We start from the raw sequence: 14,287 nt of genomic DNA, 5'->3' as shown, positions 1-14,287 counted from the left end.
AACTATGGGGAATAAAATTTTCTTTTAAGGAAAAGTTGGTCGGAGCTGAGATGGCGTTGCGGGTATGAAATGATGGAGAGATAGCGGGCGCAACCAGTTGCTCAGGCCCATGCGGTGCATCGGCATCGAAGAACAGGCTGTCGCCCGGCTGCATCTGGAAAAGCTGGTCGCCATGGCGGTAAACAACCTCGCCCTCGAGCATATAGAGAAACTCCATTCCCTCGTGCTGGAAGGTCGGGAAGATGTCGGAATCGGCTGTCAGCGTAATGAGATAGGGTTCGACGATGACGCCGCTGGTATTGTTGTCGATATGGCCTAGCAGATTATATTGATGGCCGGCGCGCGTGCCGCGCCGCTCGAGCTCGATACCCTGACCCGCTTTGACGAAGACGGCGTTGCGCGGTTCCTCGTAGCGCCGGAAGAAAGCGGTTAGCGGCACGCCGAGCGCCCGCGACAGCGATTGCAGCGTCGTCAACGACGGCGAGATGTTGCCGTTCTCGATCTTCGACAGCATGCCTAGCGAAATGCCGGTGGCGGCCGCCAGGTCGGTGACCGTGATGCCGAGTTTCTTGCGGTAGGCGCGCACCTCGTGGCCGATCGCCATTTCGAGGTTGTTGACCCGCGGCTCGCGCACGGCATGCGGATCCTGCGACAATGCTGCGTCGACTTTCGCCGTCTTCTCTACCATTCTTCCCTGCCCAGCGATTGTATCGTGAGAGGAATAATCGCTTAATTCTGAGGAAACCTCAAACGAAAAGCACTTGGTGGCTTGCCGGTCATCGCCTTGAACGCGTTGGAGAAATGGCTGGCGCTGGAGAACCCTGTCGCGAAGGCGATCTCAGCAATGGAGAGCGGGCTCTGCTCGAGCAGCCGTTGCGCGTACTGTAACCGGATGCCCCGATAGGTCTCAAGAAAGCCTGATTTCATATGTTGGGAAAACAGGCGATCCAGATGACGCGGACTGATACCCGCCAGTTTCGCCAGGCTCGCGCGGTCAAGCGGCTGCTCGATGGACGCCTCCATCTTTTCGAGAACTGCAAGCAACGCTGGATGATACGTTCCGAAGCGTTCGGCGGCCGACGCGCGCTGCGGCGCCATCGGTTCGGCGATGTCGGTGTACAGATACCAGTCGCTGACCCGGCGGGCGAAATGCGAACCCATGCGCTCCGAGATCAACGCGTGCATCATGTCGAGCGGGGCAACACCGCCACCGCAGGTGATACGGTCGCCGTCGATGACATAGCGCGCCTGACGTGGGTTGAGATGCGGGAATGCTTCCCTGAGCGCGGCCGCATGCTCCCAGTGGATGGTGAAACTCCGGTTGTCCATCAACCCCGCGGCAGCAAGCACGAATGCGCCGCTGGAAATACCGCCGATCCGCACGCCCTGGCGCGCCAGCTTTCGCAGGGTCGCGTACAGTCCCGCGTGATCCGCCCAGTCGGTAGGGCTGCCACCCGCGCAGACGAACACCGTATGGCAGCCACTCCCGTCGGCAGCAAGATCCCCGCAATCGACGCTCAGACCGGACGAACTGCGCACTGCCCGCCCATCCGGCGACAATACCGCGACGTCGTAAAGCGTAAGGCCAGCAATAAGATTTGCGGCGCGCAGTGGCTCGGTCGCCGATGCAAAGGACATCAGCGCGAAATTTGGCATCAGCACGAATCCCATGCGTTGCATTCTCTTGAGGTCGTTGGACGTCATGTCCGAATCTTATAGTAGTTTGTCCCTTTGATGCAATCGCGCGATGCGCTCCAGGGATAGTCTCCTGCCCACATCATTCTCAAGAGATACGGCAGGCCATCATGCGCTACTCGGCACTCTCCCTCTTTCTGAACGCCTTTCGCGGCAACAGCGGCTGGACACCCGCTTGGCGGCAGCCGACGCCGAAGAAGAACTATGACATCGTCATCATCGGTGGCGGCGGCCACGGGCTGGCGACGGCCTATTATCTCGCCACGAAATTCGGGATCACCAATGTGGCGGTACTTGAGAAGGGCTATATCGGTTCTGGCAATGTTGGCCGCAACACAACGATTATCCGCTCCAACTATCTCCTGCAGGGTAACAATCCCTTCTACGAGCTGTCGATGAAACTATGGGAAGGGCTGGAGAAGGACTTCAACTTCAATGCCATGGTCTCCCAGCGAGGCGTGCTGAACCTGTATCATTCGGATGCTCAGCGCGACGCCTATACGCGGCGCGGCAATGCCATGCGTCTGCACGGTGTGGATGCCGAGCTGCTGGATCGAGCCGCTGTTCGCAAGATGCTGCCCTTCCTCGACTACGACAATGCCCGCTTCCCGATCCAGGGCGGTCTATTGCAGAAGCGGGGTGGCACCGTACGTCACGATGCGGTCGCCTGGGGCTATGCACGCGGTGCCGACATGCGCGGCATCGATATCATTCAAAATTGCGAGGTCACCGGCATCCGCCGCGAGAACGGCAAGGTCGTTGGGGTCGAGACAAGCCAGGGCTTCATCGGTTGCGGCAAGCTCGCCCTGGCGGCGGCCGGCAACTCCTCGCGCGTAGCCGAGATGGCGGGCATGAAGCTTCCCATTGAAAGCCACGTGCTGCAGGCCTTCGTCTCCGAGGGCTTGAAGCCGTTCATCGATGGCGTTGTTACGTTCGGAGCCGGCCATTTCTACGTGTCGCAGTCCGACAAGGGTGGCCTGGTCTTCGGCGGCGACATCGACGGTTACAATTCCTACGCCCAGCGCGGAAATCTGGCGACCGTCGAGCACGTTGCGGAAGCCGGCAAGGCGATGATTCCTGCCCTGTCTCGGCTGAGGGTCCTGCGCTCCTGGGGCGGCATCATGGACATGAGCATGGACGGTTCGCCGATCATCGACCGCACACATATCGACAACCTCTACCTGAATGCCGGCTGGTGCTACGGCGGCTTCAAGGCGACGCCGGCTTCCGGCTATTGCTTCGCCCATCTTCTTGCACGCGGAACGCCGCAGGAAACGGCGATCGCCTTCCGTCTCGATCGGTTCGAGCGCGGTTACATGATTGACGAAAAGGGCCAGGGCGCCCAGCCCAACCTTCACTGATCTTTGAATAAGGAATAGCCCGACATGGCCAGTCTCGTCCCCTGCCCGCATTGCGGCGCAAGACCCAAGGAAGAATTCACCATCAAGGGCGCCGTCCTTGCCCGCCCAGCGCCCGGCGCTGATGCGCAGAGCTGGGTGGACTATGTCTACCTGCGCGAAAACCCGCGCGGCCTCTACGAAGAGTACTGGCACCATACGTCCGGCTGCCGCCGCTGGCTGGTGATAACCCGCGACACTGGTACCCACGAGATCGAAGCAAGCCGCGACGCTTCTTTGGCCAAGGCAACGGATACTCGCCCATGACATCCTATCGCATTCAATCCGGCGGCCTTATCGACCGCGACAAGCCGCTTTCCTTTTCCTTTGACGGCAAGCGGATGCTCGGCTTTGCAGGTGACAGCCTAGCATCGGCCCTGCTGGCCAATGGCCGCCAGCTCGTCGGTCGCAGCTTCAAGTACCACCGCCCGCGTGGTTTCCTGACAGCAGGCGGAGCGGAGCCGAACGGCTTGATGACAATCGGCCACGGCGGCCGTACCGAGCCGAACACCCGCGCCACGATGCAGGAGCTGTATCAGGGTCTGCAGGCCAGGAGTCAAAGCCGCTGGCCGTCGCTCGAATTCGACATCGGCGCCGTCAACAGCCTGTTGTCGCCGTTCCTTGGCGCGGGCTTCTACTACAAGACCTTTATGTGGCCAGCGCCGCTTTGGGAAAAGCTCTACGAGCCGCTCATCCGCAAGGCCGCCGGCCTTGGCAAGGGCGGCTACGAGGCCGATCCCGACGCCTATGAAAAGTGCTGGGCACATTGTGATCTGCTCGTTATCGGAGCAGGTCCGGCCGGGCTCGCCGCCGCACTGACGGCCGGACGCTCCGGCGCGCGCGTCATTCTCGTGGACGAACATGCCATGGCCGGCGGATCGCTGCTGTCCGAGACCGCCATCATCGACGGCAAGACGGCATCCGTCTTTGCAAGCGGGATCGTCGAAGAGCTGAAATCGCTTGTGAATGTCGAGATCCTCACGCGCACGACCGCCTTCGGCTGGTACGACGGCAACGTCTTCGGCGCCGTCGAGCGGGTTCAAAAGCACTTTCCCACCGTTGAAGCGACAGTGCCCGTCGAGCGGCTGTGGCGCGTCGTCGCCAAGAGGGCAATTCTGGCCAGCGGCGCCGAGGAGCGGCCCCTGATATTTGGCGGCAACGACATTCCGGGTGTGATGATGGCAACCGCAATGCGCACCTATCTGAACCGCTATGGCGTTGCGCCCGGCAGAGATGTCGCGATCTTCACCACCAATGACAGTGGCTACGCACTGGCGCAGGATCTCGAAGCATGCGGCATCGTCCCTGTAGCCATCATCGATAGCCGACCGGATCGCGGTTTTGCCTATCGTGGCACGGCGCGGGTGATCGCAGGCGCGGTCGTCACCGATGCCCATGGCGGCAAGTCGCTTGCCAGGATCGACGTCTCCAGAGGTGGCCGGATGGAGAGCATCTCCGTGGATGCGCTGGCGATGGCCGGCGGCTTCAGCCCGATCATACACCTCGCCTGCCATCGCGGCGCCAAACCGGCCTGGTCCGACGAGCACGCGGCGTTCCGGGCACCCGACGACCTCAGGGGCCTCGACCTTGTCGGAAGTGCCCATTCGACGACAGGCATGGCCGCATGCGCGGCCGACGGCGCCCAGCGCGCAGCCGAACTGCTTGACCGGCTAGGCTTCAAGGCAACCGCCGTCGGCTTCGGGCCTGTAGAAGGAGACATTGGCGCGCCCGCGGCAAAGCCGCTGTGGAACATTCCTGGCGTCAAGGGCAAGGCCTTCGTCGATTATCAGAACGACGTCCATCGCAAGGACCTCGCACTGGCCGTGCACGAAGGATACGGCCATGTTGAACTCGCCAAACGTTACACAACCAACGGCATGGCGACAGACCAGGGAAAGCTGTCCAACGTCAATGCTATAGGCCTGCTGGCCGAAGCACGCGGCATTTCGCCTGCTGATGTCGGCACCACGACATTCCGGCCATTTTATACACCGGTTTCGTTCGGCGCTCTGACCGGCGCCTATCACGGCGCTCATTTTCAGCCCGTACGCAAATCGCCGCTTCACGAATGGGCACGGAAGAACGGCGCTCAGTTCGTCGAGACCGGACTTTGGTATCGCTCGTCTTGGTTCCCGCGCTCCGGCGAAAGCGGCTGGCGCGAGAGCGTGGACCGGGAAGTGCTGAACGTTCGCAAGAATGCCGGCCTTTGCGATGTATCGATGCTCGGCAAGATCGAGATCTGCGGTAAGGACGCGGCCGAATTCATCAACCGCGTCTATTGCAATGCCTTTTTGAAGCTGCCAGTCGGTAGGGCTCGCTATGGTCTGATGCTGCGCGAAGACGGCATGATCTACGATGACGGCACAACCAGCCGCCTGTTGGATGATCACTTCTTCATGACGACCACAACAGCCTATGCGGCAGGCGTGATGAACCACCTCGAATTCTGCTCGCAGGCGCTGTGGCCGGATCTTGACGTACGGCTAGCATCGGCGACTGATCAGTGGGCGCAGATGGCGATCGCAGGTCCCAAGGCGCGGTTGATCCTGCAGCAGATCGTCGATGAGGATATTTCGAACGAGGCGTTTCCATTTCTCGCTGCGATGGAAGTCTCGTTGTTCGGCGGCCAGCTCCACGGCCGGCTATTTCGGATCTCCTTCTCCGGCGAGCTCGCATTCGAGCTTGCGGTACCCGCTGGCTTCGGCGAGAGCGTCGCCGACGCGCTGATGGAAGAAGGTGCCGCGCACGGAATCCAGCCTTATGGTGTCGAGGCACTAAGCGTGTTGCGCATCGAGAAGGGACATGTCACCCACAATGAGATCAACGGCACTGTCGTGCCCGCCGATCTGGGATTCGCGAAGATGGTTTCGACCGCCAAGGCCGATTTCATCGGCAAGGCGATGGTTTGCCGTGAAGGCCTCTCCTCCGCCGAGCGCCTTCAGCTCGTCGGTGTCGTTCCGGTCGATCCGTCGGCCTCCTTCCGCACCGGCTCGCACATACTGGCGAAAGACGTCGCAGCGACGCTCGAAAACGATCAGGGCTATATCAGCTCGAGCGCCTTTTCTCCCCACATCGGCTCTACGATCGGCCTTGCTTTGGTCAAGCGCGGATCGGAGCGCCATGGCGAGGAAGTTATAATCTGGAATGGCCTACGCAACGAGTTCACCCCCGGCAAGCTTTGCTCACCGGTTTTCTTCGACCCAGAAAATGTGAGGCTCCATGTCTAAGTACCGCACCCAACTCCGTTCGGCACTCGCCGGTCAGCGACCGATAACCGGCGCAGGCATCACCGTCACCGCCGGGTCGGAAGGATATATTCTGCATGTGCTGGGCCCACAGGGCGGGCCGGATTTGGCCCGCGATCTTTTACCACTCTCTGGTGGCACGCCGGGCGCAGTCAGACACGTGGCGCCGGCACAATGGTTTGTCGTCGGCGAGGAGCCGCTTTCACATGACGCGCTGGTGGCGATCCAAGCAAATCTCGGAAGCATGGTAAAGATTGTCGACCAGAGCCATGGCCGCGTGCGTATCCGCGTCAGTGGCCCAATGGTCGAGCGCGTTCTGGCAAAGGGCACGGGCGTTGATCTGCACGAGAGTGTTTTCCCTCTCGGTCGCTCCACCACCTGCCTGATTGGTCACATCTCCAGCCACGTCACGCGGATCTCCGACGATGCGTTCGAACTGATTGTTCTGCGCGGTTTCGCAGAAAGCCTTTGGGACGACCTGGCACAGATGAGTGCCGAGTTCGCCTAACCGCTAGCTATTGGGAGGCACGCGTGACGACAGTGATTGATGGCAGGCAGGTCGCGGCTTCGGTAATTGAAACCGTCAAGGTGGCGACCGCGGCTTTGGAAAAACAAAGCGGTGTCAAAACCGGTCTTGCGGTTGTGATCGTAGGCGACGATCCTGCAAGTCACGCCTATGTCAATTCCAAGAGCAATATGGCCGAGGAATGCGGCTTCAAGTCGGTGCAGCATACGCTGCCTGCCGAGACGACGCAGGAAGAACTTGCTGCCATCGTCGCAACGCTCAACGGCGACCCGTCCATTCACGGCATTCTCGTACAACTGCCGCTGCCGAAGCCGCTGAACAGCGAGCCCATCATCCAGTCGATCCGGCCGGAAAAGGACGTCGATGGTCTGCATGTCGTCAACGCCGGCAAGCTTGCGTCCGGCGATCTCGAAACCGGCCTTGTGTCCTGCACGCCTGCAGGCGCGATGGTCTTCGTACGCCGCACGCACGGGGAGGACCTGTCGGGCATGAACGCCGTGGTCATCGGTCGTTCGAACCTCTTCGGCAAGCCGATGGCGCAGTTGCTCTTGAATGCGAACGCGACTGTTACGATCGCACATTCGCGCACCAAGGACCTGTCGGCCGTCTGCCGCAGGGCCGATATTCTTGTTGCCGCCGTCGGCCGCCCGGAGTTGGTCAAGGCGGATTGGGTCAAGCCCGGCGCAACGGTCATCGACGTCGGTATCAATCGCGTTGCAGCCCCGAAGAAGGGCCATGGAAAGACACGTCTCGTCGGTGATGTGGCATTTGCCGAGACCGCGAAGGTCGCTGCGGTCATCACGCCTGTTCCAGGTGGGGTTGGCCCAATGACCATCGCCATGCTGATGGCGAACACGATGATTGCCGCCCACAGAGCGTGCCGCCATGTGCCACCGCGCATTTGAGGACTGTGGCAATCAAAGCCTAATCGTTCTTGGTAGGATCAGCGGATGTACCATCGGTTGTCATCGGGGAGTATATCCGTTTGGCATGGCGGGAGATGAATTTGATATTGGGTAACGCAAGAAAAGCGATCTAGCATTGATCGGGCAACTGGCCACGGAATCTAATTACAGCGCCAGATCCAAGGGAGCTTGACAATGCGAATCCTTCTCGCAATTTTGGTCGCACTTTCTAGCATTCACCCTGCTTTCGCCGACACCAATACGCTCACCGGCACATGGAAGCTGAAACGTTGGGTGATGGAAGACGTGGACACAAAGGAACAAAAACCTTCTCCGTTCGGGGAGCGCCCTGCGGGCTACGTCTTCTTCTCATCATCGGATCGCATATTCGTTCTGATTACCGCTGAAGATCGCAAGCCGGCCGAAGGCGCCGACGGTCAGAGTGCCGCCTTCCGCAGCTTGTATACGTACTCCGGGAAATATCGGCTGGAGAACGATCGTTTCATTACGAAAGTTGACATTGCGGGTGATCAGAAGTTGGTGGGCTCCGAACAACAACGGACCTATCGCGTGAACGGAGACACCCTGATCATCGAAAGCGCTCCAGCCACGCAGGCCGGAAAGACAGTGCGCGGAATCTTGGAGTGGGAGAGAGAGCCTTAAGTCAAGAGCAGGCGGGCATGTTACCTCCGAGCGTTCCTCCCCAATCCCGGCTACACAGCCGGGATCTTTTTTGCCCCTGAACCTTTATGGGCCAAAAGTGCGGCCGCCAGGAATTGGTCACCCGGCGAACGCATCCCTATGCCGCGGATATCGACCTATATCACGCCGAGGCGTGATGACCGTCTGATATGGTCGGGAGCTTCGGCTCGGCCCGCCGGTTAGAGCGGAGACGAGCCTGCTGGTATTCGATAGCAAGCGCTTCCACTTGCTGCACCATATCGGATCGACGAGGACGTTGCCTGTGCCGTCGAGACGACAAGTTCGCCTTGGAAACTTTGTCAGTCCTCACGCCCCACATTCAGTCAACCCTCGTTTCTGTTGCCGCGTTGCTGATGACATTGGCCGAAGACATAAGGCTTTGCATGCTGTGTCTTCAGTCAGAAATCGCGATGGCAGAGCCGACCGGTCCAATCGGGGTCGGCGTGACGGGTTGCTGGTAATAGACAAGGCGTTCGCCCTACTTTGCTTCACGGCCCGGTCTACCCTCGGAATCCAAAGGCCCCTCCTCCGGGGACTCACGGTTCGTGCGATCGAGAAATGCTGCTGGCCGTCCGGTAACTCGAGCCACTTTCCCACTGCTTCCTGGTCAGACCGGTGCGAGACGAAATTTGGCCTGTCGGCCCGATCGATATGATTGGATAATCTGTTACGGATGACCCGGCAAAGGCTAGACCTGATTGTCCGGCACGTCGCCTTCCAGCCGGTTATACAAGATACCTCGCGCATCGACGCTGCTACTCCTGAAGTGTTGGGATGACTTTTGGTGGTCTTTGCAGCTCTGACGCGGCAGCGGTTGCTGCTGCATCAGCGGGACCGCCGGAAACATGAACCGTCGGCGTTGCAAACTGGATGCCTTTCTCCGCGAATGTCTTCTTGAGCATGGCGAGCGCCTTTCGGCGAACGCCGAACTGTTCGCCGGGTTTCGCCATGAATTTCAGCCGAATCTGCACGCCGTAGTCCGCCATCTGCTCAATCCCTTGCATTTTCAAGGGCTCGATGATGTTGGGCCCGAGTTCGGCATCCTCCAGAAGCTCAACGCCGATGCGCTTGATGGTCTTGCGGACCTCCTCAAGGTCGCTGTCATAGTTCAGCGTGAGCGTAATGATGTCGATGACCCAGTCGCGGCTGAGGTTTTGCACCGCGCCGAGTTCGCCGAAGGGAACGATGGTGACCGGACCGCGATGATGGCGCAAGCGGATCGATCGCAGTGAGAAACCTTCGACCGTTCCTTTATATTTTGCCGCCTGGATGTATTCGCCGATGCGAAAGGCATCGTCGAACAAATAAAAGACGCCGGAGATGATGTCCTTGACGAGTGTTTGGGCACCGAAGCCGACAGCTATGCCGACAACACCGGCGCCTGCCAGCAGCGGTCCGATCTGAATGCCAATGGCGTCCAGGATCATCAGGAAGCCGACAGCTCCGATCGCCAGGAACAGCACATTGCGAAGAATGGGAAGGAGGGTATTCAACCGCTGACGCCGGCGCGCGTCGGGTCCTTCCTGATGCCCCGCCTGCACGCTTCGCGACGCCATCGCCATCTGACTGTCGATCAGCGTGCTTGCGAGCTTCCAGATGACGTCGGTCACCAGCAGCACGATAACGATGCGGATTCCGGCGCGGATCAGACGCGTGGTCACTGTTTCGGCTGCGGCGAGGTCACTGAGATTGACATTCCACGCGCGGGCAATGAGGAGAGCGGCGACCACAATGAGGCCGTTCCGCAGCGTTTGCATGATGACAACAGACCATCCGACGATGGCCGGATCTTCGACCGCCTGCCCCTCCCCGGACTGAATAATGCGACCAATGATATCACGAGCCACCGAAACGGTAAGAGGCAGAAGCGTGACGATGATCACCGTCCAGAATGCCCCGTGGAGCCCGGACACCCATAACAGCCACGATAACAGGATGCTCGCGCTGAAGCCGACACAGACCAGCCGGCTCACCGGCGGCCCGTCAGAACGAAAGTGCCGCAGCCAAATCATGGTGATCAGCGCGATTGCAACGACACCTAGCCATGCCGCGATAAAGAGGTCGACCAGGATAGCCGAATCTCCGATCGTCTGGATCACTTCGATGGCGGCCCAGCCGAACGCAAGCATTGCGACGATTCCGAGGAGCCAGTAGTACCAGAACCAGGCAAGCGACGTGACAAGCGTCAGGAGCCGCATATGCGGTAGTCGGGCGCCTGGCGCGAGGAGGATCCGGCCGACAAGCACTGCAAGGCGCACCATGAGCGCGGCCGACAGCAGGATGAGCGCGACATCGCGAAACACGGCAGGCCATGGAAAAAGGATAAATGCGCCGACGCTTCCGATGAGGTAACCAGCCAACGCGAGTAGACCTATTGAAAGCCGGCACGCGTGGAGCTTGATCCGCTGCCGGACTGTGTCGGCAGGCGCGGTCAGCACAAAATGGAGGAGCCCTCGCCCCGACCACCGGGCAAGGCGCTGCGCAGCGAATCCACCTGCAACGAAGAGAGTGACCGCCAGGATCAGGCTGATAGGGTCGATATGATTTTCGCTTTGGAAGTCCCGGATCGTCGTTCGGATCTGCCCCGGAAGTGTTGGAACCGCGTCGACGAGCGAGAGCAGCCTCTGGCGCAAATTCTGTAATGAAGTCGCAATAGTCGGGGCTGCCTCTTGCGAGACCGCTACCGCAGGTGCCGGTTCCTGATTTCCGGGAACGATCCGATTGACCAATGCGCGTCCGGAATCGTCATTCGGCAGTTCGATGATAACTCGGATCGGTGGCGAGGAATTTGTCGATTCCGCTGCTTGTGAGGGGTTTACACTCACAAGCAGAAGCGTCGAAAATAGCACCGTCAGGAATGTGGACACGCTGCGGAGAGGATGATTGTCATTGATGCGCATGTAGCCGTGGCTCCCGAAGGCGTGATCGCTTTATGCTGGTTGGTAGAAACTTCGCACCTTGTGAAGCGTCGTACGATCAAGGTCAATCGACGAACCCGTCTGGCGGCGCGGCCTGACGTCGTTCCCTGCGCAAATCGGCCCTTCGTCGGCGTTTGCGCATTGTCTTCAATGCTGTCCTGATCTCCTGACTGAACAAGTTCCGGCTCGACCCAGGGCTTCTTCGCCGCCCGATGGCAGGATGCACGCGCCTTGGCGAAAACGATATCAAAGATGTCATTATCGCCACTCGCACTGTGGGTTCGATGACTTAGATTGAGGCTCTCTTCAACGCATCCTCAAGGAGCAAATGATGGTCTCTCTAAAGTACTCCGCAACCGCGATGTTGGTCGCCTTCAACATCAGCGCTGCACTCATTCAAGGGGCACCGGCGCATGCCGCCGAGTCTACTTCAACCGCTCAGGCGAACATCGGTTTGTGGGTCGTGCTAGATGCCAAAGCTGGAAAGGAAGAGGACGTCGCGCAATTCCTGCTCAGCGGCCGCGCTATCGTGCAGGACGAGCCGGCAACGATCGCTTGGTACGCGGTTCGTTTGAATAAGACCCAATTTGCAATCTTCGACACGTTCCCCAACGAGGCAGGTCGGTCGGCGCACTTGGCTGGCAAGGTCGCAGCGGCATTGATGGCCAAGGCCCCCGAATTGCTGGATCATGCGCCCACTATTTCTAAGATCGACATCATGGCGACGAAATAGCTCGCATCGGATCAACTGGTCGTTTGTGGCAGGCCAACTCCAACCATAGTTCGGCGTTGGCCTGACACGGACGACATTGAAATCGCTCGATCGGCTTTGGCGCTCGAGGTGAGCGTCAATGCGGCGATCCAACCTCCTAATCAGACGCGGCTCGACATTGACGCCCGTCTGAACACCATGTGCATTTTCGCTGGTATCCTCACTGGGGCTGTGCCTGAAGGACCGGAGTCCGTCGGAATTGACCTACGCTGGTGCGGCAGCCATCGGCGGAGAGCTGGCCGCCCGGGATCGTAGAATTCTCAGCCACGCACGACAAGAAACATTATGACGCCCTGCTTCCCGGTTCACGTCGTGTGCTGCTGTCGATGCACGCGGATGCCTGGGTCACGCAGACACGTGCTAGAGGTGCGCGTGGGTGCCAATGTTTGCCGGAGGCACCGGGCGACGAGGGATGGACGGGCTCGTCGCCCGGGATTCCTCCCCGCGCCGCGTCGGCTTCGGGAAGGGTCGAGATTCCTGGACTTCCGGTCGATCTCAGCGCAGGCGAGCCTTGAGTTCCTCGCTCGCCTGATGCATCGCGGCACGCGAGGCGGGCAAATCGGACAACGGGTTGATCGCTCCGAAATCGTGGATCATGCCGTTGTAGCGGGTAACGACCACGTCGACGCCGGCAGCGTCGAGCTTGCGGGCATAGGCTTCGGCTTCGTCGCGCAGGACGTCCATTTCCGCCGTCTGCATAAGTGTCGGGGGCAAGCCTTTCAACTGCTCAGGCGTCGCCTGGAGCGGCGAGGCGTAGACTTCCTGGCGCTGCTCAGCGTCGGGGGTATAGGCGCTCCAAAACCACTTCATCATGTCCTTGGTAAGGAAGTGACCGGTGGCGAACTCGTCGTAGGAGGCGTCCCCGAAGTTCGCGTTTGTAGCTGGCCAGAACAGCACCTGAGCACGCAGAGCCGGACCGCCCTTATCCTTGGCCATCAGCGCGACAACCGCCGCCATATTGCCGCCGACGCTGTTACCGACAACGGCTAGCCGCTTGCCATCGACGCTGATCTGTTCGCCATTCTCGGCGACCCACTTTGTGGCTGCATAAGCCTCGTTGATCGCCACCGGATAGCGCACCTCCGGCGACAGCGTGTAGTTGACGAATATTGCCGCTGCGCCGGAGTCTGCGACCAGGTCGCGCACGAACCGCTCGTTTGTGGGGAAGTCGCCGAGGATCCAGCCACCGCCGTGGAAGAACATGAAGCCCGGCAGCACGCCATTGGCGCCCGCCGGACGTACGATGGTGAGTTTCAGAGATTTGCCGTCGACGCTTATCGTTTTCTCGCTGATGTCGGCCGGCGCAAGCTTGGCGCCGGCCTGTGCAGCCGCCACAGCCGCCCGTGCATCGGCGGGGGAGAGAGACTCCAGGGGCGGAGCGCCAGCCTTGGCCATCGCTTCCAGGAAGGCCTGCGTATTGCGTTCGACGCCGGGGCTACCGGCGGCCAACGCCACGTTCGCTACAGCGGCGGCAACGGCGCTGGCGATGACGGTTTGGACGATTTTCATGATATGGCCTTTATAAGAATGATGCAAAAAGGATTTAAGCTAGAGCCGGTCGCCCGTTGGGGGATCGCGTTCGCTTTTGATTACCGGCGAACGGGTAGCATCGGAGCCAGGTTGCACGCGCTGGTCACCGACGGCGGCCAACCTAGGATCTTGTAAAACCGCAGGAAATGACCGTTCATGCCAACATCGATATCATTCGCGCCACGGGTGGCACTCTCGACACGGGCTGGGTCGTCGTTCTGGAAATTCTCGTCGAGTCTGCCAGCGGGAGTGATGTCAGCTTTTCATCTCCCACATGTTGAGAGTGCAACACGAGGCCAGTCGCTAGGCCCGTGTGCTCCAGTGCAGCGATTGTCGAGGGTAAGGCAAGTTACTGGATCCTGTCCGACACTTGGAAACACGATGGCCCGCCGCTTGCTTGACCTCGGGCGACAGAGGGGGTGCTGGCCGCAGCAGAGTCCAGCTGGAGGTCGACCAGTGCGTCATACGTTGAGACTCTCATGGCGCGGCGATTTCACGTCGTCGCTGATCGCTGAATCGTTGGTTTCGCGGTACGCGGCCGCTGGAAATTCCTCGGCCAGCTAAAGGCTATCGGTGAGCCCTTAGTGGGCCGGAGCG

10 protein-coding genes and 1 pseudogene are annotated in these 14,287 nt (G+C 60.1%); 7 read left to right on the top strand and 4 right to left on the bottom strand.

What is annotated here, in order from left to right:
- Positions 1–2: 2 nt before the first annotated feature.
- Positions 3–688, bottom strand: a pseudogene (locus tag QA644_RS34220) (helix-turn-helix domain-containing protein).
- A 41-nt stretch (positions 689–729) separates the two neighbouring features.
- Positions 730–1,704 (bottom strand): GlxA family transcriptional regulator, encoded by a 975-nt coding sequence (locus QA644_RS34215; protein ID WP_283074349.1) that lies wholly within the window; start codon positions 1,702–1,704, stop codon positions 730–732.
- 101 nt (positions 1,705–1,805) lie between these two features.
- On the opposite strand from QA644_RS34215, the gene QA644_RS34210 reads away from it, so the two are divergent.
- The 6 genes from QA644_RS34210 to QA644_RS34185 all read left to right on the top strand — a co-directional run bounded on the left by QA644_RS34210 (position 1,806) and on the right by QA644_RS34185 (position 8,431).
- Positions 1,806–3,056, top strand: a complete 1,251-nt coding sequence (locus QA644_RS34210) for a sarcosine oxidase subunit beta family protein (protein WP_283074348.1) — start codon at positions 1,806–1,808, stop codon at positions 3,054–3,056.
- A gap of 24 nt (positions 3,057–3,080) precedes the next feature.
- The gene (locus tag QA644_RS34205; protein WP_283074347.1) at positions 3,081–3,359 is read left to right on the top strand and encodes a sarcosine oxidase subunit delta; all 279 of its coding nucleotides are present in this window, start codon (positions 3,081–3,083) and stop codon (positions 3,357–3,359) included.
- Positions 3,356–6,319: a sarcosine oxidase subunit alpha family protein gene (locus tag QA644_RS34200; protein ID WP_283074346.1), complete on the top strand. Its 2,964-nt coding sequence runs from the start codon at positions 3,356–3,358 to the stop codon at positions 6,317–6,319. Before QA644_RS34205 ends, QA644_RS34200 begins: the two co-directional genes overlap by 4 nt.
- Positions 6,312–6,845: a sarcosine oxidase subunit gamma family protein gene (locus QA644_RS34195; RefSeq protein WP_283074345.1), complete on the top strand. Its 534-nt coding sequence runs from the start codon at positions 6,312–6,314 to the stop codon at positions 6,843–6,845. Before QA644_RS34200 ends, QA644_RS34195 begins: the two co-directional genes overlap by 8 nt.
- Positions 6,846–6,868: 23 nt before the next feature.
- Complete coding sequence (gene folD / locus QA644_RS34190) at positions 6,869–7,768, top strand: bifunctional methylenetetrahydrofolate dehydrogenase/methenyltetrahydrofolate cyclohydrolase FolD (protein WP_283074344.1); 900 nt, start codon at positions 6,869–6,871, stop codon at positions 7,766–7,768.
- 195 nt (positions 7,769–7,963) lie between these two features.
- Positions 7,964–8,431: a lipocalin-like domain-containing protein gene (locus QA644_RS34185; protein ID WP_283074343.1), complete on the top strand. Its 468-nt coding sequence runs from the start codon at positions 7,964–7,966 to the stop codon at positions 8,429–8,431.
- Positions 8,432–9,225: 794 nt separating this feature from the next.
- Here QA644_RS34185 and QA644_RS34180 read toward each other — a convergent pair.
- Positions 9,226–11,370, bottom strand: a complete 2,145-nt coding sequence (locus QA644_RS34180; RefSeq protein ID WP_283074342.1) for a mechanosensitive ion channel family protein — start codon at positions 11,368–11,370, stop codon at positions 9,226–9,228.
- Between the two features lie 466 nt (positions 11,371–11,836).
- Here QA644_RS34180 and QA644_RS34175 point away from each other — a divergent pair, with 466 nt between their 5' ends.
- Positions 11,837–12,121, top strand: coding sequence for a hypothetical protein (locus QA644_RS34175; protein ID WP_283074366.1), 285 nt, complete (start codon positions 11,837–11,839; stop codon positions 12,119–12,121).
- A 534-nt stretch (positions 12,122–12,655) separates the two neighbouring features.
- On the opposite strand, the gene QA644_RS34170 is transcribed toward QA644_RS34175, so the two are convergent.
- The gene (locus QA644_RS34170; RefSeq protein WP_283074341.1) at positions 12,656–13,669 is read right to left on the bottom strand and encodes an alpha/beta hydrolase; all 1,014 of its coding nucleotides are present in this window, start codon (positions 13,667–13,669) and stop codon (positions 12,656–12,658) included.
- Positions 13,670–14,287 lie beyond the last annotated feature (618 nt).

Origin of the sequence: Rhizobium sp. CC1099 (assembly GCF_029714385.1) — a bacterium.
In the GTDB taxonomy this organism is placed as follows: Bacteria; Pseudomonadota; Alphaproteobacteria; order Rhizobiales; family Rhizobiaceae; genus Rhizobium.
Note: the sequence above shows the minus strand (reverse complement) of the source record. Positions and strands in the feature narration are given on the sequence as shown.